The following is a 24,402-nucleotide window of genomic DNA, read 5'->3' on the forward strand; positions in this document are numbered from 1 at the left end:
TATCTTTGTACTTTCATCTTAATGTTTCTATCTATTGCCTATTATTAGGGTCATTTGCTGACGATCAATCGTTGTCCCACAAAAATCAATGATCCGCTGATATTGTTCCATTGCATCAGCTGATTGATTGAGACCCCATAGCTCTGTGCAATTCCCCATAAGGTATCTCCTGATTTTACGGTATATGTCTTAGAACTAGAGGTACTGCTGACTTCTTTCACATAGGCACCACTGACCCAGCCTTTGCCTTCCACCCGGTACCAGGTACTGTTGCCATTAACACTGGTTCCTTGTTTTTGGGCCACTGCCTTAAAAGTCGCATTGTTGGCTAATGACCCTACGACACTAGCACTAGTTGATGGATTGGAACGGATATTCAAAACTGCGGTGGTTTTGAATTGCTTGTTGATGGTTTGCTCTGAATTATTGCTGTTATTGTTGGACCCTGCCTCAGTAACATACGCGGCACTGACCCAGCCTTTGCCTTCCACCCGATACCAGGTACTGTTGCCATTGACGCTGGTTCCTTGTTTTTGGGCCACTGCCTTGAAGGTCGTATTGTTGGCTAATGACCCCACTACACTGGCACTGGTCGAAGCATCTGAACGAATATTCAGCGCTGCCGTGGTTTTGAATTGCTTGTTGATGGTTTGTTCTGAATTATTGCTGTTATTGTTGGATCCTACTTCCGTCACATACGCGGCACTGACCCAGCCTTTGCCTTCCACCCGATACCAGGTACTGTTGCCATTGACACTGGTTCCTTGTTTTTGGGCTACTGCTTTGAAGGTCGTATTGTTGGCTAATGACCCCACTACACTGGCACTGGTCGAAGCATCTGAACGAATATTCAGCGCTGCCGTGGTTTTGAATTGCTTGTTGATGGTTTGTTCTGAATTATTGCTGTTGTTGCCATTCCCGCTACCGCCACCGGTCGCGGAATCAAATTGTGTCAAATTGTAGGTTTCGATCAAATTATTCAGCTTGCCGGCATAAGTCGTATCTGTCGCATACCTTCCTTGAAGCCATTGGGTGGCATCACGATAGGAAGAGGTATTGGATTTCCAAGCCCCACTGTAAAAATAAACGCCTGGTGAAAAAGAAGTCGTTTTTAAGACATGGGCATTATCTTCAAATGATTCCTTTAAAGACGGATATTTGCGGAATTTTGCAACGATCTCATAAAGATTGCCGTTACCATCATCTTCCATTGTTCGCATCTCAACATATTGACCATTGTATGAACCTTTGATCCCAAACATATTGTTTGCTTGTGTCGTAAGTGTGGATTGTCCCCATCCTGATTCAAGGATCGCTTGTGCTATCATGACGGAGGCATAAAGATCGTTGACACTTGCTACTTGTTGCGCCATTGGTCCTACTTGCTGGATGAAGGCTTGTTGTGTATTAGATCTTGCCATCACACGATCGATGTTAGGCATGATCTTTGTTTCTAATGCAATTCGCTCTGCCTCTGACAACATTGGGATCTCACTTGTCGATTCTGCAGAATCAGCGTCACTGGTAGCCTCCGTTGCTAGAGGTTCTTCTGAAGACTCGCTGGTTGCTGACTCACTTGATGATACTGTGGGACCTGTGTCCTCCAGCGATGTTTCGGTTCCAGTATCTTCGGTGGTCGTTACTTGACTCGCTTGTGATTCATCTACTGAATCGTGAGAATCGGCTGTATCATCCGACGAAGCTACCGTAGGCTGGTCAACCACTTGTACACCTGTGTCCTTCGCTTCTTCAACAGAAGTTGCGAGCACACTAACCGGTACTAAATTCAGAGTACTAACGAGAGCGGTAGTGGTAGCAGCTCCTTTCCGGTACAATTGACTGCGTTTTTGCCGTTGCAACTCTTTGCGGATCTGTTTTCTGCTTTTCATTTTTCTCTCCTTCTACTAGCGCTGATTCATTCTGCCCATGGGGTTCAATGAGAATCAGTTCCACTGGATCAAGTATTTATAAAGATAAAATAATTAATTGACTCTAACTGCAAAGCTTGGAGTGTAGTATGCTGTATTCCCCACAGAAACGGTCTGTCCTGGACGAGGGGCATGAATGTACTGGTTGCCTCCTAAAGAGATGGCTACATGGTGGGTACTGCCGGCAGCACCCCAAAACAGTAAATCACCAGGTTGCGCTTGACTAACAGAAATCATTGTACCAGCAGTTTCTTGCGGTACTGTCCAGCCACCGATATCTTTTCCGGTTACTTGTAAATAGACATAGCGGGTAAATCCTGAACAGTCAAAACTATCTGGTCCTTTTGCTCCCCAGACATACGGCTTACTGAGATGATTGTAAGCTTCTGCTACGATCGCAGCTCCAACGTTCCCAATTGGCGCAGATGGCGTCGGAGGTGCAGGCTTAGAGCTAGGAACAGGCTGAGGATCAGGATTTCTGTTGCTTTCCGTACTTGCTGCCGTCGAAGAAGAATCTGGAGTAGTTACGGGGCTTGTTTCATTATTCGTTGGTGTTTCTTGGATATCCCCTTGAACATCAGCGGATTCTCCTTGAGCAGAACGTTCGGTTTCAGAAGAATCAGCTGCAGAAATCGAAGAATTTTCAGAAGACTCGGTAGTCGTTGGTATGAGCTGATCTTCAGCCGCTGCCTGCTGTCTTGCTGCGACCCGCTCTGATTCTTCTCTTATTCGAGTTTGTTCTGCCTCATAGGCTTCTTTTTGAGCGATCAATGCTTCCTTTTCACTTTCTTTATTTGCTTGCCGTAAAGCAAGGTTTGTCTGCAAGACATTCAGATCTGCTTGCTTGGACGCCAGCTTCCCTTTTTGGGCTTCCAGCTGGCCTTGCATTTGCTGCATTTCCGCCATTTTGGTTTCTGCTTCATTTTTCTTTGTCTCAACAGCTGCTTGGTCCGTTTGTTGCTGTTGGATCATCTGATTATTGGCATTGACGATCGTTGTCATTCCGTGGAACCGCTGAACAAAGTCACCGAAAGATTCGGAATCCAAAAGCACGGAAATAAAGCGATCACTTTTCCCATTGACTTGAGTGTCTCGTGCTTGATTCTGGATCGCTACTTGTCGTTTCTCGATCCGAGCTTCCAAATCAGTCACTTCTTTTTCTAAATCATTGATTTCATTCCCTAGTTTTTTCTGCTGAGCGATTAATTCAGCAGCTTGTTCATTGATGTCAGACACTTCATTTGTTAACTGATCTATTTGTATCTGCACCGATTGATGCTGTTGTTGCAATTCGGCTACTTCGTTATTTTTTTGCTGAATCAATTGATCGTAATCATCGGCGAACACGGTGGTTGGGATGACAGGACTTGTCAGCGCTATTGCACAAATGCACAAAGATGATACAAGTTTCTTTTTCATTTTCTCCTCCAATTCGTCAATTTTAATCATCAAATTACATTTATTTGACATTTATCATTTTAACATACTCCTATTCACAACCCAATTGATTTCCCGTTTACATTTTCATTACAAGTAAAATCACTTGTTTTTTAATTCTTAATAGTTTCTTAAAAAACGCTCCACCTTCCATTATGATCACTTTTCGAAGAGACATCTAAGTTGGCGAGTTTATTAAATCCAGTAGTATCTGAAGATACAAACCGTTCTTGATTTCAAAAAGATTACAAAGCCATAGAAAAAAGCCGTAACAGAAGAATTCAATACAAAAAAGTCCGGAGATCGTTCTATATCAATCAAACTTGAGAAAGGTTATTTCTCCATTTTTTGTATTATCTTCTATCACAGCTTCTAAAATCTTTTATTGGTACGGCAACAGTGTTCGCATCACTTGGATTTGATGATCGATTTGTTCTTCTTGAATATGACCCGTCAAAGCTAAAATACCCAGACCTTCGATAACAAACATATAGTTCTCTGCGATTGCTTCCAGATTCCGATCGGCAATCACGCCTTGCGCGACCCCAACTTGAAAAATCTCTTGGATCGTGCGTTTCGTCTCAGTCAACTGCGTTTGCTGCAACGAACTCGTCTCGACTGACTTATGCGTATAATAATACTCATACGTCGCTCGCAGCATGCTGTCGGATATGCTATGAAGCAATCGGTATTTATGGTCCTCAAAATATTTCGTCAAGATGGTCTCGAAAGAAGCATTCGCTTTGATCATTGCTCGAACTTCATTAAACCGTCGTTGCGAACGTTGTTGCAGCACTTCTAAGAAAATCGCATCCACCGATTGAAAGTACAGATAGATTCCGCCGCGACTAATGCCGCATTCTTCGATGATGTCTTGCATCGTCGCATCGATCAATCCTTTCTTGCTGAATACTACTTTGGCACTTTCCAAAATTGCTTCTCGTTTTTGTCGTTTTTTTTCTTCGATCGGCTTTTTCATGCTTCCACCTCACTTTATTAATGACACCTGTGTCATTTTATTGTATAATCATCCTAACATAAAAATGACACGAGTGTCATTCTATAAGAAAGGGTGTTTTCTCATGAACACAAAAAACAAAACGTATCGTTTAGTGATCCGTGCAATTCTAACCGCAATCATTATTTTACAAACTATGGTACCTTTCCTTGGCTTTATTCCTATCGGCATCACTAGTCTGACGATCATTCATGTCACGGTCATTGTTGCTGCCATTGTTTTAGGAACGAAAGATGGGATGTTTATCGGCTTGGTTTGGGGGATTTTCACGATTATTCGGGCATTCACTTCCCCTACGACCCCTTTGGATATCACAGTATTCACTAATCCGATCATCTCAGTTCTGCCAAGGATCTTAGTAGGTCTCGTCGCTGGTATATTGTTTACTTGGCTCTATCGTAAAACAAAGAAAGTCGTTCTTGCTTCTATTGTAGCAGCTATCTTTGGTACCCTTACCAATACGGTTCTTGTGTTAACGTTGATGGGAACCCTGTACACTAGTTTGGTGGCAACTACCTATGGTGTTGATGCTTCCGCTTTGTTTGTCACATTAGGAGCTATTGCAGTGACTAACGGCGTTTCTGAAGTGATCACAGCAGTGATCCTGACACCAATATTAGTCAAAGCGCTTTTCGCAGCCACCAGTTTACGTCCAGAAAACCGCTGAGCAAAAGTCCGATTCTTTTAGGTTTGTATCGTTAGCTTTATCCTATCATTTTTTACGACAAGTGCAAACTTGTCCTCTCATTTAACAAATGAAATCAACAAAAAAACCTCTCACTAGCAACGGTTCCATCATTTAACGGAACACATAACTGTGAGAGGTCATTTTGATTATCTTTCAGAAATCAGAAAAAAGTTGCTATCAATGCGAGGATTGCTAATCCGCCTTGTGTCAATATGATTTTTTTGTCACTAGTGATGCTGCCATACAGAGCAACTAAAATGATATAAATCAAAAGCAGGCGACTCAATTCGACAGGAGAAGCGGAAAGAAACACGCTATAGAGCAAGCCGATGCCGATTAACCCATTATAGATTCCTTGATTTTTGAACAATGTATTCAGTGAAGGGCGTTCTAATTCTTCTTTTGATAAATTGAAAACCCGTTGCGTTCTCTTTGAAGTAGTCGCAAAAGTTTCCAAATACATGATAAATAGAAATTCAAGTGCAACGAACACGATTAAACCTATAGTAATAGTGGACATTTTGCTTCCTCCTTTTTAATCTGGTTTTCTTTATTATAAAGTAAAACAAGCAATCTTCCGTCCTTCATGCTTCTTAGCAAACACAAAGACAAGCGGAAGACCACATAGAAAGTAAGAGTAGATTTATTTAAATGTCGTGATTTTTTCTGCATCCAAACGAATTGATTCATAGCCTAATTCTTCGGCTTTACCAATTGATAGAATCATAACTGGAACGTAGCGTTCTGGATCGACATCAAAAGCCTCTGCTAATTGATCTGCTTCAAAACCACCAATTGGATTCGTTTCGTAGCCATGGGCACGCGCGACTAACATCAGCTGCATTGCCGCTAAGCTGGCATCAACTTTTACGATGGAGCTCATTTGATCTTTCGTGAAGCTTTTGTAGTAAGGAATGATCGTTGCCAATTGTTGGTCTCTGACTTCTGCCGGCATTTTCCCTGCTTCAACTGCTTGATTGTAAATTTCTTCCCCGTATTCATAACAAGCTAAATCACCAAAAATCAAGATCATGGCTGCCGAGGTGTCGTTTTGACGTGTGTTGAAGCGGATCAGTGGTTTTAGTTTTGCTTTTTGCTCAGCACTTTCAACGACAACAAAACGCCATGGTTGCATATTAACAGATGAGGGGGCAGTCGTTGCTTCTTGAATCATCGTTAACATTTCCTCATGAGAGATTTTGACCGTCTCGTCATAGACACGGACGGATCTTCTTCCAAAAGTGATATCTGAAAAATCGTTGTTTACTCTATTGGTTGACATATTAGTAGCCTCTTTCATTTCATTAATTTATTCAACAACTGCAAAAACGCAGCTGCTTCTTCTTCGGTCAGCGATAGTGCGAATGCTTCCTTCTCTTGGTGGTTCTCGCATGCAGACAGCTCTTGTTTGGCTTTAGGTGTTATTTCCACAAAGACTTCACGATTGTTGTCTTTGTTCCTTTCCCGCACTACATAATTCTTTTGTTCTAAAATTTTTAGATGTCTCGTAACTGCTGCACTATCGATCTTTAATTCAGTCTGTAAGTCAGATTGCGAACAACGTCCATTTTCTTTGATGAACATCATTAATTCATATCGAGTCAGACTGAACCCGGTGCTTTTTTCAAAAGTTGCCGTCAATTCTTGATTGGCAATTTTCAACTGATAAAGCAGGCGGCTGATTTCTCTTAGCTGCATGGAATGCTCCTCTCTAATAATTGACTCATCAATCGTTGACTCGTCAATAATAACTTTTTTTCTTGCTTTTGTAAATAATTTCCTGCGATAGACAAAAAGCAAACAAAAAAACCAACATCATCGTTGGTTTTCTTGCTGTTTTTTCACTTCAACTGAAAGGCTTTTTTCAATCCCATTACAACCAGTGTGGAAAGACTAGCCGCTAGGAAAATGATTCCCCATGTGCCAGCTTGCAATGGTGAGGTTCCTAATAATTCATTCATGAAAGGGAGATAAACAGCTGACAACTGCAACCCGATCGAAAGGATCAGTGCGCCGATCAACGCTTTATTCTTAAAAAAAGACTTGTCTAATCCAAATCCGCTTTGCTTGCGAACATTAAAAATATGCATCAGTTGTGCGATCGCCATAAAGGTAAACGTGGCGGTCTGGGCATAAGCTAATTCATGATTTGTTTGTATCAAAAAGCTAAAAAAACCAAATGCCGTCAAACCGATCACTATTCCGCTTAAAATAATTCGACCTAAGAATCGTTTATTGACCAAACTGTCTTCTTTGGAGCGAGGCTGACGTTTCATCAGGTCTTCTTCTGCAGGTTCAAAGGCCAACGCCATCGCAGGAGCGATATCAATCACTAGATTCAAGAACAAAATATGCAGCGGTTGAATTGGCATGGGAAGAAGAAAAATGACACTTAGAAAGATCGTCACGATTTCGACCATATTACAAGAAAAAAGGAAAGAAACGTATTTTTTGATATTGTCAAAGATGATCCTTCCTTCTTTGATTGCATCGACGATCGTCCCAAAGCGATCATCAGTCAAGATCATATCAGAAGATTCCTTAGCTACTTCCGTGCCGCGAATGCCCATCGCGATCCCAATATCGGCACCATTAAGAGCAGGAGCGTCATTCACGCCATCACCAGTCATAGACACGATCTCTCCTTCTTCCCGCAGTGCTTTGACTAGTTGAAGTTTATTTTCCGGTGAAACCCGAGCAAATACAGCCACTTCTTTGATCCGTTCATTAAACTCTTCTTTTCCTGCCAAGGCGTCGATCTCTTTTCCCGTCATCGTCTTATCAAAATCGATCAAACCAATTTCTTGTGCGATCATGGAGGCTGTTTGCGGGTGATCACCTGTGATCATTTTGACACGAATCCCCGCTTCTTGAGCGATTTTGACAGCTTCTTTAACATCTGTTCGTGGTGGATCAATGATGCCAACAAAACCTTGGATCTCTATATTATCCAATGATTCTGTCAACTCGGACTCCGACAAACCACCCTGATAGTTACTGATTTGTGCCACCGCAATCACTCGTTGCCCATTGGAAGCTAGTGTATGATTGATGTCATTCAACTGCTCTTTCACAGATCGATCGACGGCAGCTTTCTCGATCAAAACATCTGGCGCACCTTTCATGATCAACGTTCGCTGTTCTTTTTCATAGACGGTGATCATAAATTTGTTTTCTGAATCAAAAGGAAGCTCAGCAATTTTTTCAATGCCTTGATCCATCAGTGTTTGACGATCGATACCTTCTTTTTTACCTAATACAACAAATGCTCCATCGGTTGGATCTCCTAGGACCTCAAACTGGCCATCCGTTTCTTTCAAAGAAGCGGACGTACATAGTGCACCGTTTTCAATCATCGCTTGAAGTGCCGGCTCTTCATTGACTGAGATTTCTTGTCCTTCTTTATGGAAGCTCCCCGTCGGTTCGTACCCTTTACCGGTCACAGTGTATTGCTCTCCATTACTTAGAATGATCTCAGCGATCGTCATCTGATTTTCTGTCAATGTCCCGGTTTTATCACTGGCAATGATACTCGTAGCGCCCAAAGTCTCAACCGCTGAGAGAGTTTTGACCAATGCTTTGTGTTCAGCCATGATCCGCATGCCGCGAGAAAGAGTAATGGTTGAGACAGCGGGCATTGCTTCTGGAATGGCTGCTACTGCAAGGATGATCGAGATATGCAGCATTTCCACCAAAGGCTGATCCGTTAGAAGACCTGCAATTAGGACCGTCACGGCGGCAAAGAGTGCCGCAATAATAATTGCTTTTCCTAATTTATCCAACTCGATATCCAAAGGTGTTTTCGCGCTTTTGTTTCCAGTCAGCATATCGCTGATTTTTCCGACTTCCGTTTTCATTCCTGTGGCTGTAACGACGGCATAGCCATTTCCTCTTGTCACTGCTGTTCCTGCAAAAACAACATTGCGGCGATCACCTAAAGGGACGTCTTCATCATACTGTTCTTCCGCATTTTTCTCTACAGCTTCGGACTCGCCCGTCAATGCGGACTCAATACAGGCTAAATTGCGGCTTTCCAGCAAACGTGCATCGGCAGCGATTGCATCACCTTCTGCCAAAACGAGAATATCCCCTGGAACGATCGCAGCAGATTCGACTTCCATCACTTGCCCATCACGAATCACTTTTGCGGTAGTGTAAATCATTTCCTGAAGGGAATCAATTGACTTTTGTGCACGCAACTCTGTCACAAAACCCGTCATCACGGCAATTACCACCGCAATCAACACAGCAATTCCTTCTATCGTTTCTCCCATTGCAAAAGAGAGCAATGCGGCGGCTAGTAATAAATAAACGATCAGATTATTTAAATTGTGCCATAACAATTTCCAAGGGGAAGTCGATTCTTGTTGCTGAATCGTATTTTCACCATATGTATCTAGCGCTTCTTTTGCGCCTTGCTTACTAAGCCCTTTCGTCTGATCTGAATGAAAGTATTCGAGTGTTTCTGTCGGTGTTCGTTGATAAAAATTTTCCATCTATTCTCCTCCTCGTATAAGTATCTTCTATTTCTATAGCTCTGTTTTTATAATGAGATTTTGTCCATGACAAATTATGGCTTCAAGTAAAGTTGTGTCACTTGTGCTTGGAGTCAGGGCGTATGATTGACAAAACGGAAAAATCAAGCAAGGATTGCTTCTTTCGTATGTTGTGAGGGTGTTTGTAATCTTGATCGAATGCGAATACAGATGGGAAAACGCCTCCACAAGTTTTTTACAAGTTGATTGGAACACAGCAATTGAAAATCATTGGTTTTAGAAAGGGAAATCTGGGTACTTTGTAAAAGGGTGTCTTCAGATAAGGATGTTTACTTTGTGAAAAAAACTGTTTTTCTATCTTTAAGTTATCATGGATTAAAAGACAGGTAAATTATTTTGCTTGAAAAATATCAATATCATTAAGATAAAGAACAAATTTTATGTAAATTTGAATTTAAAATAAAGAGAATCAAGATTTCCGATTTCTCTTCACAAATAAATCTGATCAAGCAATCCCTTTCCTTGTGAAATAAATAAAAATAACAACTATTTTTTTAATAAGAATTTCTTTCTCTCGCGCTTTTCCACCTGAATCTATTCGTTTTAAATCAACCCGATTTAATCCACGACCCCCAGAAAAAGGAGTGATTCTCTTGAAGAAATCAGCCTGCCGCAAGTATTCATTTGAAATACTATGAATGGTTTGAGAGTAGCAGTGAATCATTTAACCCCAGATATTTATCATCTAGAGGAAAACTAACCGCTGCTTAGTAAAAAAACCAATTCCTTTGAGGTCTTCTTCCCCTCATGGAATCGGTTTTTTCACCTGTTCTTGCTGCTGTCTTTCTGTCTCTAAGTAAATATATGTTTTTTTCGGAGCTAATTCCGTGCGAATTTCTTGTTCCAATTGATCGATCACCTCATAGTCACTCGAAGTTACTTTAGGAGAAATCGTCAATTCAGCAACGATCAGTAATTCATCTGGACCTAAATGCAGAGTACGCAAGTCAAACACTTCAGCTACTTCCCTAGACGATAATACTTGACGAATTTTTTTCAGATCACTTTTCGAAGCACTCTCTCCGATCAATAAACTATAAAATTCTTTCCCTAAAAAACCAGCTACAATCACTAGAAGGACCCCACCAATGACGCCTCCTAAAGAATCAAAGATGGGGTTGTTGGTGATTGCTGTCAATAAAATACCCACCAATGCAATGCTCACGCTGATCAATGCAAACAAGTCTTCTGTAAAGCCTAAAAGGATCTCGCTCTCTCGACTTTCTTTCAAAAAAGCGATCAGCGGCTGTTTATCCGTGTTTTGCTCTTTGATTTCTTGCCATCCACTTTGGACTGCTGAACTTTCAATAAAAAAACCAGCAAAAAGAATGGCTGCAACTAGTTGAATGTTCACCACTTCGTGGGTAGGATCCAAAAGATCCTGACTTGCCTCCATGATTGCCAACAGGCCACCACCGAAAAAGACTGTCATTGCCACAACCGTACTAAAAAAATAAGTCGCGCGCCCCTCACCAAATTGATAAAGTTCACTTCGGCCGCGCCGTGCTCGTTTTTCGCCGATTGCTAGTAATCCCTGATTGAGACAATCAATGACACTATGAATGCTTTCATTCATCAGCACCGCACTGCCGCTGAATAGAAATCCAATGATTTTGACCACTGCTGCAATAATATGCGTGACTAAGACAATCCCTCGTGCCTGTCGTTTTTCTTGATCGGCCTCTTTCATTTTCCATGTCTCCGTTCTGTCCACTTTTATCAAGTGTTTCCTTCTGCTTATTTAAGAATAGCACCTTCCAACAGAGGAGGAAAACAATTGCGCTTAGCGCTAACGAGACCCAGAAATAGAATTCAACTTTTTTAATACAAAAAAAGAGACAAGTGAGCGGTGCATTCTCCTTCGAAAGCTGGCTACAAGTGAGAGGATTGCGACAGTAACTGTCACTCTCCGGCTTGTCGTTCCGAGTGAATCGCGGTGCTTTTTTGTCTCTGGTTGATTCTGTATTCATTTGTTCCATGCTTGTTCGTGCCGAGAGGCAGTGGTTGTCAAGCATTGGTGATGGGCATGGTCCCCACTAGTCGATATATTTTTCTAAGTGATGAATCAACTGTGTGGCTTGCTCTTTAGATGGCGAGAGAATCAATAATACATCAAAGCCGGCCATCGTGGCAACAATCCCTTCAAGGTCCATCTCATCTAAATAGTTAGCAATAACGTCCGCCCCATTGCTGACAGTATGGATCACTGTGATGAACTCCACTTGTTCAATTGACTTCAAGTATTCATTCATCGATAGCTTCAGCTTTTCGGTCACATCTGCTTCCGCTGTAGCAATCATCGTATACTTCGTTTTGCCTTCTTTCGTATAAGTTTTTGCGATATTCAACTCCCGCATATCTCTTGAAATAGTCGCTTGTGTGGAACACACGCCTTGTTCGTTCAATAAGCGCATCAATTCTTCTTGTGTCTCTACTTCTTGGTTGAGGATCAAACGCTTGATAATCGCTTGTCGCTGGTTTTTCTTCAAAATGATCACCTGCTTCTACTCTATCCATTATCTGCGGATACGCCATGTATCCGCATTCAAAAAACTATCACTGATGGACACTCGGGTCACTTAAAAGTAAGCGAGATCGATCATCCGTAAATCAGCTGCTTGCCACAGTAGTTGTTTGGAAAATCGATCCCACCCTTTAATGATTGTCGTCACAGTGCTGTTATTATTCATCTAATTGGAAAAACGCATCATCGATAAAAATCAATTCTTTATATTGGTAGGAAATTTTTTTCTGTTTGATCAATTGTTTCAGCACTTGACTAACCGTTTCTCTCGTCGTACCGCTGAATTTCGCAAGATCGTTGATCATGATCGGATAAGGAATATACCAAGACTCATCCAGCTTTCCATGCTTTTTCATAAGGATCGCTAGTGTATTGATGACACGATCATGGGCACTGGAAGTAATACAGTATTGCATTCTGGTCACTTGCTGCTCCAGTACTCGACCTTGTTTCTTAACGATCATTTTCAATAATTCTCGATCTGCTACCATCAATTGTTCCAAAACAGCAGTTGCCACATACGCGACTTCGATTTCTGTCACCGCAATGGCAGAAAAGTCATGACACGCTGCTTCAAAAAGGCCATTTACCGGAAACAGTTCACCTTCACTGATGAAATCCGTATAAAAGAAAGAATCGGTTTGATCATTTTTTTCGATACGAATCAGTCCGCTACACAGAACAAAAATACGATCACGCAAATCTCCATCGTTGAATAGAATCTGCCCTTTAGGAAAGGTTCGGTAATACATATTTTCTTCCAATCGTTCCCTGTTTTCTTGCGTCAGCACTTTTAGACAATCAAAATTGTCTTTTACGTATTCTCGCATGTTTCCACTAATATCCATCACTCCAATACTTTGTTTGCCAGTTAATCAGAAATGATACGAGTCCCTGTTTCGTGATCAAAATCAGCTAGGTCTTCTAACGAGGTAATGATCGCAACATTGTTTTTGCTAACCTGTACAAAATCCATCGCTGCTTGAACTTTTGGCAACATACTTCCTGGCGCAAAGTGACCTTCCTGGATGTATTGTTCCAGTTCTGTCAAATTGACTTGGTCTAACCATTGCTCATTATCTTTTCCATAGTTTAAGGCAATTTTAGAGACACCTGTCAAAATAATCAACTCTTCTGCCTCCAAGACCTCTGCCAGTTTCTCTGAAGCAAAATCTTTGTCGATCACGGCTTCGACTCCTCGTCCTGATTCAGTAACGGGTATCCCTCCGCCACCTGCACAAATGACAATAAAATCGTTGTCGACCAATGCACGAATGCTGGCTTGGTCATGGATTGCAATCGGTTTTGGGCTGGCAACGACTTTACGCCAACCGCGACCGGCATCTTCTTTAAAGATCGCATTGGTTTCTGTCATCATCTGCTGCGCTTGCTCTTCAGTCAAGAAAGGTCCTACTGGTTTTGTCGGATCGGCAAATGCTGGATCCTTTTCACTGACTACTACTTGAGTGACTAGCGTTGCTACCTTTGTTGGTAAACCTTCTGCTGCTAATTCTTCTTCCAATGCATTCTGCAACCAATAACCGATACTTCCCTGAGTCATAGCCACACAAGTATCTAATGGCATCGCAGGATTTTTGGGAGAGTTTGCTGCTTGTTGCTGTAATAAGAGATTCCCAACTTGCGGTCCATTTCCATGGGTGATCACTACTTGGATCTCTTGCTTGATCAACGCAACTAAATGTTTGGCTGTTTGCCTAAGCGCCTGTTGCTGCCCTCTTGCGCTAGGATCATCGGTCAAGATCGCATTTCCACCTAATGCGATGACTACTGTTCTTTTATTCGTCATGGTATCCCTCGTCCTCTCACACTCTTGGAATAAATAGATTTCCTAAAGTAGCGGCCATGATTGCTTTGATCGAATGCATCCGATTTTCAGCCTCTTCAAATTGACGGCCATATTTGCTGCGGAAGACTTCATCAGTGATCTCCATTTCTTTGATCCCAAATTCTTCTTCGATTTTCTTTCCGTAGACAGTATTTGTATCATGGAAGGCAGGCAAGCAATGTAAAACAATCAAGCGGTCGTCTGGTGTACCTGTCGCTTTGATCAAATCCATATTGATTTGGTAGTCTTTCAGTAAGTTGACCCGTTCGGTGAACTTGTCTTCTTCACCCATTGATACCCACACGTCCGTATAAAGGACATTCGCACCACGAACACCTTCAGCAGTGTCATCTGTGATCATCAATTGGCTACCAGATTTTTTGGCAAATTCGTTGGCATAACGAACAACATCGTCTTCTGGGAATAAAGATTTAGGTGCACAGATTCGAACATTGACTCCAAGAATCGCACCAGTAACTAACAAACTATTCGCCATATTGTTACGGCCATCTCCCACATACACCAACGTGATGTCTTTCAACGTACCAAAGTTCTCTTTGATCGTCATGAAATCAGCGATCATTTGGGTTGGATGCCATTCATCTGTTAATCCGTTCCATACAGGAACACCCGAGTACTTCGCTAAGTCTTCGACAACTTGCTGGCTAAAGCCACGAAATTCGATTCCATCAAACATACTGCCTAACACTTTAGCGGTGTCTTCTACAGATTCTTTTTTTCCTAGCTGAATGTCATTAGCACCCAAGAATTCTGGGTGAGCACCTAGATCGATGGCAGCTGTCGTAAAGGCCGCCCGTGTCCGGGTCGATGTTTTTTCAAAAAGCAGAGCAATGTTTTTTCCTTCTAAATAGCGGTGCGGGATATTTCTTTTTTTAAGTCCTTTTAAGTGAATCGAAAAGTCAATCAGATACTCGATTTCTTCTTTCGTAAAATCTTTTTCTGCTAATAAACTTCTTCCTTGAAATACTTGTTCCATTATTCATTCCTCCTATGATACCGTTAGTCTTTATTTTTGTAAATTTCAGGTTGCTCAAAGATCTTCTCTGATAAATGGCATGCTCATACAGCGTGGACCGCCACGTCCGCGGACTAGCTCACTTCCAGGGATGTAATTAAGTTTGACCCCTGCTTCAACTAGTTTTTCATTCGTGATCAAGTTCCGGTCATAGACGACTACTTCTCCTGGTGCAATCGTCAACGTGTTCGAGCCATCATTCCATTGTTCTCTGGCAGCTGCTGTGATATCTCCACCTCCGCAACGAATGAGTTCCACTGCATCTAAATCAAGATAACGGCAAAGAATCCGTTCCAATGTTTCTTTTTCTTCATAGATTTTGATTTGGTCATTTTGTTTGGAGATGGAATAAACCGTTAACTCGCCTTCGATTTCCGGATGGATAGTGAATTTGTCATAATCCACCATTGTAAAGACCGTATCTAAATGCATGAATTTACGCTCTTCACCGATATTGAAAGCTAGCACATGTTCAAAAGTCGGTTCTTTCTCAAATAATTTTTTCGCCAATTTTTCAATTGAAGCGACATCTGTGCGTTGTGAAATCCCAACAGCTAACACTTTTGATGACAAGACTAATTCATCGCCACCTTCGATTCGAGTGGATTCATCCCGATTGTATAAAAGATGCTCGGCTTCTTTTTTGAAAATTGGATGATAGTTAAAGATATACTTGCCGTACAATGTTTCCCGTCGTCTCGTTTCTAAGTACATCCGATTCAAGGAAACACTATTTCCGATCGTAGCAAATGGATCGCGGGTAAAGTACAAGTTCGGCATTGGATCGATCAGAAACGGATACTGATCGTCTACAAGATCGGTCAGGTTCTGATGGCCAGCGATCTTCATTTCATTTTTCCTCAATCCTGCCATCGTTCGGTCGATCAGTTCACGATTATCAGAGATCGATAGTAAATATTCTTCAATCACTTTGCGGGTGTTTTCACTTTGGATGTTTGCTTCCTGCAAGTACTCTGCAACAAATTGTTCCTTGAGTCCTGTAGAGGTCAAAGATTCAGCTGCTAAATCTTCTAAATAAAGCACATCAACCCCTTTATTTCGCAATGTTTCGGCAAAGAAATCATGTTCTTTTTGCGCTTGCTGTAAAAAAGGAATATCATCAAACAGCAATTGTTCCAAATAATCCGGCATTAAATTTTCCAATTCTTTTCCTGGACGATGAAGCATCACTTGTTTTAATCGTCCAATCTCTGAAAAAACGTGAATAGGTTCATTCATTTTTTCATCCTCCTCATTCCTATACAATTTGTTTCCCGTTTTCTATGAAACTTTTTTTAAATAGTCTGAGAGTAATCTCAAACCAGTTTCTAGCGTCTCTTTCTTACAGCAATAACCTAAGCGGGCGTACCCTGGTACCCCAAAAGCTGTTCCCGGAACAAGCAAAACTCCAGTTTCTTCTAATAGATCCACACAGAATTGATAGTCCTCTTGTTGGATCTTCAACTTGATAAATGCCGTAGAAACATAATGGGGAACGATTAATTCCACTTTCGGTTCTTGGTCTACCCACTGCTTGACGATGGCAAGATTCTCTGCGACGATTTTCTTGTTTCGTGCGATAATCTGCTCTTTGTTTTCCAATACTTGAATCGCTATTTCATCAGCGATAACACCGCCACAAATCATCGTATAATCTCGGTATTTACGAAAATGTTCCGTGAGTTCTTCACTAGCGGCAGTCCAACCGATACGAATGCCTGGCGTTGAGTAGGTTTTTGACAAAGAGTTGGTGGCAATTCCCTTCTCATAGCAATCGACGATGGAACAAAATGTGCCTTCTTCTGTTAATGGTGCATAGACTTCGTCTACTAAAATGTAGGCATCTACTTCTTTAGCGATAGCGACAATCTGCTGTAATTGCTCTTGATCAAATAGCGTACCGGTGGGGTTATTCGCGTTATTTAAGCAGATCATTTTTGTTTCAGGTTTCACTTTGGCTTTCAAAGCTGCTAGATCAAGCTGCCAGTTTGCTTGATTTAATTCAACAAAGTCTACTTCTGCCCCAAATGCTTTTGGCAAATCATAGAGTTGCTGATACGTTGGCCGCATGGAGACAACATGATCCCCGCTTTCGATCAAAGCGAATAGTGCCAAGAAATTTGCTCCTGTAGCTCCGTTTGTCTGTAAAATATTCGCTGGTGTCATGTGTTGGTATAATGAAGCGACGAGTTCTTTGAACCGATCCGATCCTTCGATCCAGCCATAATCTAAAGGTTGCTGCGCGACACGTTTCAAAAATTCTATGCTCGTTTTGCCACTGAAGGCCATGATTTCCTCTAGCGTCAGTGCTTCGATAGAACTTTGGGCAATGTCATAGGTTGCTTTTTTCTCCCAGATATTCAACCATTCCTCGACACCAAAATTAGCAATATCCATAATCAACCCCCTTATACTGAAATCATTCCAGTAGCGATTGCTACGATCGATAATACTGCTGCTAAACTGACCACAGCCATGACAATTTTTTGCCTATTGCTAATTTGATAGTTGTTCTCTTTGCATGCCCGTAAGTAGAAATAGAATCCTGGTAAATAGGCGATGCTGCATAAGAGAACATAGGCAAAGCCTGCTAATGTGATCCCAATGATCTGAAAGGCCGTTGCGACTGCACCAATAAACAACTGTTTATTGTCTTTTTGCTGATAGGAATAAATCATTTGATAGATCCCCACGAGCAAGTAACAAATCAAAATCGCTGCGGTACACATCGAATAAGCAAATTGATACGCATAATCGGTCACAAGGAACGTTAACAAGAACACGTTCGTCAATGCAGCAGTGATAAACAATGAATAACTTGGGGCTTGTTTTCGATTGACCTTGCCCCAACTTTTTGGCAGCATCCCATCGCGGGACATCAATAAGGTTGTTTCGACTGGTAACATCGTCCATGACAGCCAGCAACCAATGATGGAAATGATTAGGCCGATATTGATAAAGGCTGCACCCCACTCTCCAACCATATAGCGCAAAATGTTGGCCATTGCTGGTTGTGGTAACGCCATCAATTCAGCTTGCGACATGACGCCGTATGGCAATAAGGAAGCTAGCACATAGATGACTAGCAAGGAAAGCAAACCGATGACTGATGCTTTTTGGGCATCTGACCGTTTTTCCGCACGATTGGCTAAAACACTTGCCCCTTCAATCCCAACAAAGACCCACATCATCACCATTAGACAACCTTTGATCTGTGTCCAGAGACTGACAGAAGCACCACTTTGTAGTGAGCTGCTGACGTTTCCCCAGAAATCTGCTGAGAAAATATCGACATGAAAACTAACGAGTGCGATAACCATAAATAAAAACAAAGGAACTAATTTACAGATCGTAACAATCGTGTTGATAAATGAAGCGCTCTCAATTCCGTTATTCACCAGAAAGGTCAATACCCAAATAAAAACACTTGCCAGTAAGATAGACGGAATATTTTGTCCTCCCTTGAATGCGGGTATAAATTCACCAATGGCACTCATGAGCATTGTCGCGAAGGCGACGTTTCCTAGCCAGGCAGAGAGCCAATAACCCCAGCCACTGATAAAACCTCCTAATTTCCCAAATGCCGCTTCTGCATACCCAAAAATACCGCCGTCTAAATCTGGTCGTTTGGCGCCTAAATTATTCAATGATAAAACTAATGCAAGAATGCCAATTCCGACGATGATCCAGGCGATGATTGCAGGTCCAGGAGCAGCGGACATCGCTAAGTCATTCGTGATACCGAAGATTCCACTACCAATGGATGAACTGACTACTAAGGCAATCAAGCCGACTTTACTGATTCCTCTTTTCTTTTCCATTGTTCTCCAACTTTCTTTAGTATTGTGTAGTAACTTGCATAAATCCCACTTGCAAAAAAAATCACAAAAAGCATTAAAACCAATCTACCTAAATGAAATACTCTCTCGCCTCTTTCCTTTTATTTATTGATTTTTTCAGCTGAAATCAATCACTCTTCTTCCTGAGAAATAACACTTATTTATCAGGTACATGTATATGATAACCAGTTAAAAACGCTTACATTGTGATTCAGTTATCATTTCCAATGCCAAAAAATTGGCATTATTCATCCGTAATGAATAATCGCTTTTATCCTCTTTTTTTACCCATTTTTTACTCCTCTATCTCATAATCATTCAGAGATTTTTTTCTAAGAATTTCATTAGAAAAATTGAATAGCGTCTATTTTTTGAAGAAAATCAATCATTTTCTAACTACCTATCAAAAACCACTCTCTTCTCAAAGATCTATGAATTTATTGCATAGGACCGCCAAAAATAGCCCTTTTAGAAACAAAAAAAAGAAACGCCGCAGCGTTTCTTCTTTTTGTTATTTCCTATTATAAAAGAACATCTTTTCATTAATAGTTTGTACTTGTATCCGTAGTAGTCCCTTGATTTTCTGTTGTCGTCTCATCTAATTGACCCAATGCTTTCAGCATATCATTACGGATCTCATTATAGGAGTAATCTTGAATATAAACGACTGACTGGCCATCATTTGAAAAACCGTCATACCATTCAAAAGTGTGCGTATTTATTTCAAAACCAGAAAGCATATTTCCCGCTAGAGAAACTAAGTCCTCAAACCTAAAATTCGTGTTGACATTATCTGAAACAGAATCAAGAATTTCTTGATATTTCGTAACATTATTAATTTTCAAAGCCTTGTGAATAGCTGCTTCAATCACTTCTTGTTGTCTGTTTCCACGATCAATATCCGAATCCATTTTTCTAATTCTGGCAAAAATCAAGGCTTGCTCACCATTAAGCTGTTGTTTACCTTTTGGAATTAAGGTTTCTCCAGAGTTGTCTGAAGCGTAGTCAGTATTAATATCATAGGGAACATTGACGGTAATTCCTCCAATCGCATCAATGATCTTTTTGAAACTGATAAAATTGATGTTGACGTAATAATCAATTGGCAGATTCAAATAGTTTTGGACAGTCTCAATTGTCGCATCTTCTTCCCCAACAGTATAGGCACTATTTATTTTTGCTGCGTCTACAATATTTCCTTTACCATCATAAATACTTGTCCATATATCTCTGGGAATACTAATCATATCAATCTTCTTATTTTCACCATCGTACACCATATAAATTAAACTATCTGTACGTGCCGAATCTAAATGATCCACTTCTTCTCTTTCTTCATCGTTGTCGATCCCCATTAACAGGATCCCAAATTTAGAATCAACATTTGCTGATTTCAATGAATTGTCTTTTTCTTTATTGGATTTGATCACAGCGGATTCTTTAAACATTTTATCCACAGAATTTTTTGCAGCATAATACGTATATCCTGCAAATAAAAAGACCCCTGCAATCGCAAAAAGTACGACGCCTCCTATGATTCGGCGCTTATTACGAGCTTTGCGGGCCCGCTGTTTGCTGAATTTCGACTTTCTATCCATAGTGCCTCCTTCATGTTTCCTACTTCATTCTCCCCGATTGTACCAGATTTTGTTTTCAGCGCCTATTTTTTTAAGATATTTTATATTTTTGCTGTGAATTTTTATGCTAATGCAAATTTGTTCGAAAAAAATTTCCTATGATTTTTCCTTGAAAAAATCTAAAAAGATCATAGCCAAGTAGAGTATCATACGCAGTATTTATCGTATAATTATCAAAAAAAATGAAAATCAATCGGTTATTTCTGAAATAAGAATGAAACTTTCTTTTCTTTCTTGATTGCTCCCCCTCAGTTTGGAACTATGGTAAGATATGCTAGAAACGAAAGACTTTTTATTCGTAAGTTCACAGTGGAGAATTCCTCTCCTGATGCATTTTTTCTTTCATTGACTATTTTATTTTTACAGGAGGTTTTTATGATTGGATTATTACGCTATGCCAAAGACTATCGTAAGCAGATCGTCTTAGGTCCTTTTTTTAAGTTTTTAGAAGCTGTGTTTGAACTGGTTTTACCACTCCAAATGGCTGCACTCGTCGATCAGGGAATTCGCCAAAACAATTGGTCGAAAGTAGTTGAAATGACCCTCTGGATGATTGCGATGTCCGTCATTGGGATGATCTGTGCGGTCATCTGTCAATACTATGCAGCCACTGCTTCTCAAGGTTTTGGCACGGAATTACGCAATACATTAATGAAAAAAATCAATTTGTTGTCACACAATGAATTGAATCTATTTGGAACAGATACGTTGATCACTCGAATGACCAATGATATCAACCAAATGCAAGTTGCATTGGCTATGTTGATCCGTTTAGTCGTCAGAGCACCTTTTTTGAGTATTGGTTCAGTGATCATGGCGTTTGTCATCGATTGGCAAGCGGGCTTGATTTTCTTATGTGTGCTGCCGCTTTTTTGTATCATTTTATTTTGGATCATTAGCAAGACAGTGCCGTTATATAAGAAAGTTCAGATCCGCTTGGACGAACTAAATGAACTAGTCAGCCAAAATTTGAGCGGTATTCGCGTGATTCGTGCTTTTGCTCGAACAAAAACTGAGACCAAACGTTTTGACCAAGCCACGGATGATTTGACCAATGTTTATATTCGTGTGACCAATCTTTCTGCATTATTGACCCCGGCCACAACTATGATTATGAACGTAGGAATCATTGCACTCTTTTACTTTGGCGGTTTCAAAGTGAATATCGGAAACTTGGAACAAGGGGAAGTACTGGCGTTGGTCAATTATATGAACCAAATGCTGTTGGCACTGATCGTTGTATCGAATCTCGTCATCATTTTTACTCGCGCTGCTGCTTCGGCTTCACGAATCAATGAAGTTCTTGATACAGAACCATCGATTGATGATAGTTTATCTGAGGTTTTTATGGATCAACAAAAACAGGCAGGTGCCCTTCGTTTCGAACATGTGGACTTTCGCTTTTCACCTAACTATGGCTTAGCATTAAAAAATATCGATTTTGAGATTGCCCCTGGCACAACTTTGGGCATCACTGGTCCAACTGGCAGTGGGAAATCAACATTGACGCAACTGATCCCGCGTTTTTATGACACAGCTGCTGGTAAAGTGATCGTTGATGGACAGGACGTACGCAAGTGGCCGCTGCAGCAATTAAGACAAAAAATTGCCATGGTTCCTCAAACGGCTGTTCTGTTCACTGGAACGATTCGTGAAAACTTACAATGGGGAAAAAAAGATGCGACAGACGAGGAATGCTGGCAAGCATTAGAGATCGCCCAAAGTCGCGACTTCGTCGAAGCACTACCGCAAAAGTTGGATACGCCGATTTTTGAAGGAGGCAAGAACTTTTCTGGTGGGCAAAAACAACGCTTAACGATTGCTCGAGCAATTATTGCTAAACCTGATATATTGATTTTGGATGATTCATTAAGTGCGCTAGATTACCAAACAGATCTGGATCTGCGGATGGCTTTAAAAGAAAAAATTCGCGGAACGATCATCATCATTTCTCAGCGTGTTCGTTCGATTCAAGACGCACAGCAGATCTTAGTATTAGATCAGGGAAATCTGGTCGCCAAAGGCACCCATGACGAGTTGATGATCACTTCCAAAGCTTATCAAGAAATTGTGGCATCTCAAGAGGAGGAAGAAGAATGAAAAAGAAATCATTTGATTGGTCTGCCTTCCGCCGCTACCTCCCCTATCTCGCTGTGTATGCAAAAGAAACTTGGACTGCTGTCGTTTTAGGGATCGTTGCTGGCATCTCAACGGTTTTTATGACTTATGAAATAGGTCAGGCTGTCGATAAAATGATTGGTCCCAGCAAGGTTCATTTCGAAGAACTTTATCGCATTCTCGCGTTGTTTGGCGGTGTAGTGATCGTTACTGTTGTCAGTCAATGGCTGATTCAACGATTAGGGAATCGAGTGGCCTATCTGTCTGTCGCTGATCTGCGCAAAGAAGGTTTTGCTCATTTAAATACACTGCCCTTGCGTTATTACGATCAAACGTCTCACGGGAATATCGTCAGTCGTTTTACCAATGACATGGATAATATCTCGATTGCGGTTGCTGCTGTCTTCAACCAATTATTCTCCGGTATCTCTGTTGTGCTGATTGCCTTGGTAGTCATGGTTAAGATGAGTGTGCCACTGACTCTCGTCGTTCTTGTTTCAACACCGATCATCTTTTTAGTCAATTGGATCGTGGCACGAACATCACAAGCAGATTTTGCGCGTCAACAAGAGATCGTCGGTGAAATTTCTGGATTCGTTACCGAAATGATCGGCAATCAAAAAATTGTCAAAGCATTTGAACGAGAAGCGATCAATCAAGAACAGTTTGAAATGATCAATGACGAATTAAACCTTCGTGGTCGAAAAGCACAGTTTTCTTCCTCGTTAACCAATCCGCTTTCCCGTTTTGTTGACCATCTCTCCTATCTGTCTGTCGGTTTCGTCGGTGGTTTATTGTACTTTTCAGGCTCGGGTCTGGTAACAGTTGGGATGATTTCAAGCTTTACGATCTATTCTAGCCAGTTTTCAAAACCATTTATTGAACTGTCAGGCATCACCACTCAGATTCAGACTGCATTAGCTGGTTTGGCACGAACCTTCCAGTTATTGGATCAAGTACCAGAAAGTGCGGATGACACAGCAACACAAACGATGAAGGAAATCAAAGGCAAAATCGACTTTGAAAATGTGGCTTTTGCTTATGATCCAGGACAAAAACTGATCGAAAACTTTTCTTTTACAGCTGAACCAGGTGAAACGGTAGCAATTGTCGGAAAGACCGGTGCTGGTAAATCGACACTAGTCAATTTGCTAATGCGTTTCTACGATGTTGATCAGGGAACTATCCGAGTAGACGGCGTCGATATTCGTCAATTGCAGCGAACAGCGTTACGAAAGAGTTTTGGCATGGTCCTTCAAGACACATGGTTGTTCGATGCTTCTTTAAGAGAGAATCTCCAATATGGCAATGACACGGCTACCGATGAAGAAATATACGATGCTTTAAAAAATGCATATATGTATGAATACGTTATGCGGTTACCAGATAAATTGGATACGCCGATTGGGCAACAAGGCATCAAGATTTCCGATGGGCAGCGACAATTACTGACCATTGCTCGTACTATGATCAGTAATCCCCCGATGCTGATCCTCGATGAAGCCACAAGTTCAGTCGATACACTGACAGAAAAGAAAATTCAGGATGCCTTTTTGAAAATGATGGAAGGAAAAACCAGTTTCGTCATTGCCCACCGCTTATCAACGATCCGTGCGGCTGATAAAATTTTGGTTATGGATGCCGGACAAATCGTCGAACAAGGTACTCATGAAGAATTGTTAGCGGAAAAAGGGTATTATTACCGTCTCTACCATGCTCAATTTCAACATTAACAGTCATATTTTGATAGATTAACGCCAAAAGAAGTGGTTCTC

19 protein-coding genes are annotated in these 24,402 nt (G+C 41.2%); 3 read left to right on the forward strand and 16 right to left on the reverse strand.

Annotated elements, in window-relative coordinates:
• Positions 1 to 50: 50 nt before the first annotated feature.
• The 3 genes from EG2_RS05815 to EG2_RS05825 form a co-directional block, all read right to left on the reverse strand.
• On the reverse strand, positions 51 to 1,889 hold the full coding sequence (locus EG2_RS05815; protein ID WP_060813919.1) for a glucosaminidase domain-containing protein: 1,839 nt from the start codon (positions 1,887 to 1,889) through the stop codon (positions 51 to 53).
• A gap of 93 nt (positions 1,890 to 1,982) precedes the next feature.
• A complete protein-coding gene (locus EG2_RS05820; protein ID WP_060813920.1) occupies positions 1,983 to 3,347 on the reverse strand; it encodes a C40 family peptidase in 1,365 nt (454 codons plus the stop codon).
• Positions 3,348 to 3,747: 400 nt separating this feature from the next.
• Positions 3,748 to 4,344: a TetR/AcrR family transcriptional regulator gene (locus EG2_RS05825; protein WP_003126028.1), complete on the reverse strand. Its 597-nt coding sequence runs from the start codon at positions 4,342 to 4,344 to the stop codon at positions 3,748 to 3,750.
• 103 nt (positions 4,345 to 4,447) lie between these two features.
• Between EG2_RS05825 and EG2_RS05830 the strand changes: the two genes are divergently transcribed.
• Positions 4,448 to 5,050, forward strand: a complete 603-nt coding sequence (locus tag EG2_RS05830) for an ECF transporter S component (protein ID WP_060813921.1) — start codon at positions 4,448 to 4,450, stop codon at positions 5,048 to 5,050.
• 181 nt (positions 5,051 to 5,231) lie between these two features.
• On the opposite strand, the gene EG2_RS05835 is transcribed toward EG2_RS05830, so the two are convergent.
• The 13 genes from EG2_RS05835 to EG2_RS05895 all read right to left on the reverse strand — a co-directional run bounded on the left by EG2_RS05835 (position 5,232) and on the right by EG2_RS05895 (position 20,470).
• Positions 5,232 to 5,591, reverse strand: a complete 360-nt coding sequence (locus EG2_RS05835) for a DUF1304 domain-containing protein (RefSeq protein WP_060813922.1) — start codon at positions 5,589 to 5,591, stop codon at positions 5,232 to 5,234.
• A gap of 123 nt (positions 5,592 to 5,714) precedes the next feature.
• Positions 5,715 to 6,353, reverse strand: a complete 639-nt coding sequence (locus EG2_RS05840; RefSeq protein ID WP_060813923.1) for a nitroreductase family protein — start codon at positions 6,351 to 6,353, stop codon at positions 5,715 to 5,717.
• Positions 6,354 to 6,367: 14 nt separating this feature from the next.
• Positions 6,368 to 6,769 (reverse strand): MarR family winged helix-turn-helix transcriptional regulator, encoded by a 402-nt coding sequence (locus EG2_RS05845; RefSeq protein WP_060813924.1) that lies wholly within the window; start codon positions 6,767 to 6,769, stop codon positions 6,368 to 6,370.
• Positions 6,770 to 6,912: 143 nt separating this feature from the next.
• Positions 6,913 to 9,567 (reverse strand): cation-translocating P-type ATPase, encoded by a 2,655-nt coding sequence (locus EG2_RS05850; RefSeq protein ID WP_060813925.1) that lies wholly within the window; start codon positions 9,565 to 9,567, stop codon positions 6,913 to 6,915.
• Positions 9,568 to 10,372: 805 nt separating this feature from the next.
• Complete coding sequence (locus EG2_RS05855; RefSeq protein WP_060813926.1) at positions 10,373 to 11,317, reverse strand: cation diffusion facilitator family transporter; 945 nt, start codon at positions 11,315 to 11,317, stop codon at positions 10,373 to 10,375.
• Positions 11,318 to 11,663: 346 nt separating this feature from the next.
• Positions 11,664 to 12,125 (reverse strand): arginine repressor, encoded by a 462-nt coding sequence (locus EG2_RS05860; protein ID WP_225585845.1) that lies wholly within the window; start codon positions 12,123 to 12,125, stop codon positions 11,664 to 11,666.
• 184 nt (positions 12,126 to 12,309) lie between these two features.
• Positions 12,310 to 12,999 (reverse strand): Crp/Fnr family transcriptional regulator, encoded by a 690-nt coding sequence (locus EG2_RS05865; protein ID WP_249024277.1) that lies wholly within the window; start codon positions 12,997 to 12,999, stop codon positions 12,310 to 12,312.
• Between the two features lie 23 nt (positions 13,000 to 13,022).
• Positions 13,023 to 13,958, reverse strand: a complete 936-nt coding sequence (gene arcC, locus EG2_RS05870; RefSeq protein WP_060813927.1) for a carbamate kinase — start codon at positions 13,956 to 13,958, stop codon at positions 13,023 to 13,025.
• A 16-nt stretch (positions 13,959 to 13,974) separates the two neighbouring features.
• Positions 13,975 to 14,997, reverse strand: coding sequence for an ornithine carbamoyltransferase (gene argF / locus EG2_RS05875; RefSeq protein WP_172461442.1), 1,023 nt, complete (start codon positions 14,995 to 14,997; stop codon positions 13,975 to 13,977).
• 51 nt (positions 14,998 to 15,048) lie between these two features.
• Entirely contained in the window at positions 15,049 to 16,272 is a 1,224-nt protein-coding gene (arcA, locus tag EG2_RS18760) for an arginine deiminase (RefSeq protein WP_060813929.1), read from the reverse strand.
• 42 nt (positions 16,273 to 16,314) lie between these two features.
• Positions 16,315 to 17,430: an aminotransferase gene (locus EG2_RS18765; protein ID WP_060813930.1), complete on the reverse strand. Its 1,116-nt coding sequence runs from the start codon at positions 17,428 to 17,430 to the stop codon at positions 16,315 to 16,317.
• A gap of 11 nt (positions 17,431 to 17,441) precedes the next feature.
• Positions 17,442 to 18,854 carry an arginine-ornithine antiporter gene (gene arcD, locus EG2_RS05890; RefSeq protein WP_060813931.1) on the reverse strand — a complete coding sequence of 471 codons (1,413 nt, stop codon included), beginning with the start codon at positions 18,852 to 18,854 and terminating at the stop codon, positions 17,442 to 17,444.
• Between the two features lie 560 nt (positions 18,855 to 19,414).
• Positions 19,415 to 20,470 (reverse strand): LCP family protein, encoded by a 1,056-nt coding sequence (locus EG2_RS05895; protein ID WP_060813932.1) that lies wholly within the window; start codon positions 20,468 to 20,470, stop codon positions 19,415 to 19,417.
• Between the two features lie 414 nt (positions 20,471 to 20,884).
• Between EG2_RS05895 and EG2_RS05900 the strand changes: the two genes are divergently transcribed.
• Both EG2_RS05900 and EG2_RS05905 read left to right on the forward strand, forming a co-directional pair.
• A complete protein-coding gene (locus tag EG2_RS05900) occupies positions 20,885 to 22,609 on the forward strand; it encodes an ABC transporter ATP-binding protein (protein WP_060813933.1) in 1,725 nt (574 codons plus the stop codon).
• On the forward strand, positions 22,606 to 24,360 hold the full coding sequence (locus tag EG2_RS05905; protein WP_060813934.1) for an ABC transporter ATP-binding protein: 1,755 nt from the start codon (positions 22,606 to 22,608) through the stop codon (positions 24,358 to 24,360). The genes EG2_RS05900 and EG2_RS05905 overlap by 4 nt, the downstream gene beginning before the upstream one ends.
• Positions 24,361 to 24,402: the final 42 nt, after the last annotated feature.

The organism is Enterococcus gallinarum NBRC 100675 (genome assembly GCF_001544275.1).
GTDB classification, from domain to species: Bacteria; Bacillota; Bacilli; order Lactobacillales; family Enterococcaceae; genus Enterococcus_D; species Enterococcus_D gallinarum.

Bases quoted from the DNA above. Each gene is read 5' to 3' on its own strand.
- EG2_RS05815 (WP_060813919.1), bottom strand. From the start codon at position 1,889: ATGAAAAGCAGAAAACAGATCCGCAAAGAGTTGCAACGGCAAAAACGC.
- EG2_RS05820 (WP_060813920.1), bottom strand. From the start codon at position 3,347: ATGAAAAAGAAACTTGTATCATCTTTGTGCATTTGTGCAATAGCGCTG.
- EG2_RS05825 (WP_003126028.1), bottom strand. From the start codon at position 4,344: ATGAAAAAGCCGATCGAAGAAAAAAAACGACAAAAACGAGAAGCAATT.
- EG2_RS05830 (WP_060813921.1), top strand. From the start codon at position 4,448: ATGAACACAAAAAACAAAACGTATCGTTTAGTGATCCGTGCAATTCTA.
- EG2_RS05835 (WP_060813922.1), bottom strand. From the start codon at position 5,591: ATGTCCACTATTACTATAGGTTTAATCGTGTTCGTTGCACTTGAATTT.
- EG2_RS05840 (WP_060813923.1), bottom strand. From the start codon at position 6,353: ATGTCAACCAATAGAGTAAACAACGATTTTTCAGATATCACTTTTGGA.
- EG2_RS05845 (WP_060813924.1), bottom strand. From the start codon at position 6,769: ATGCAGCTAAGAGAAATCAGCCGCCTGCTTTATCAGTTGAAAATTGCC.
- EG2_RS05850 (WP_060813925.1), bottom strand. From the start codon at position 9,567: ATGGAAAATTTTTATCAACGAACACCGACAGAAACACTCGAATACTTT.
- EG2_RS05855 (WP_060813926.1), bottom strand. From the start codon at position 11,317: ATGAAAGAGGCCGATCAAGAAAAACGACAGGCACGAGGGATTGTCTTA.
- EG2_RS05865 (WP_249024277.1), bottom strand. From the start codon at position 12,999: ATGGATATTAGTGGAAACATGCGAGAATACGTAAAAGACAATTTTGAT.
- arcC (WP_060813927.1), bottom strand. From the start codon at position 13,958: ATGACGAATAAAAGAACAGTAGTCATCGCATTAGGTGGAAATGCGATC.
- arcA (WP_060813929.1), bottom strand. From the start codon at position 16,272: ATGAATGAACCTATTCACGTTTTTTCAGAGATTGGACGATTAAAACAA.
- EG2_RS18765 (WP_060813930.1), bottom strand. From the start codon at position 17,430: ATGGATATTGCTAATTTTGGTGTCGAGGAATGGTTGAATATCTGGGAG.
- arcD (WP_060813931.1), bottom strand. From the start codon at position 18,854: ATGGAAAAGAAAAGAGGAATCAGTAAAGTCGGCTTGATTGCCTTAGTA.
- EG2_RS05895 (WP_060813932.1), bottom strand. From the start codon at position 20,470: ATGGATAGAAAGTCGAAATTCAGCAAACAGCGGGCCCGCAAAGCTCGT.
- EG2_RS05900 (WP_060813933.1), top strand. From the start codon at position 20,885: ATGATTGGATTATTACGCTATGCCAAAGACTATCGTAAGCAGATCGTC.
- EG2_RS05905 (WP_060813934.1), top strand. From the start codon at position 22,606: ATGAAAAAGAAATCATTTGATTGGTCTGCCTTCCGCCGCTACCTCCCC.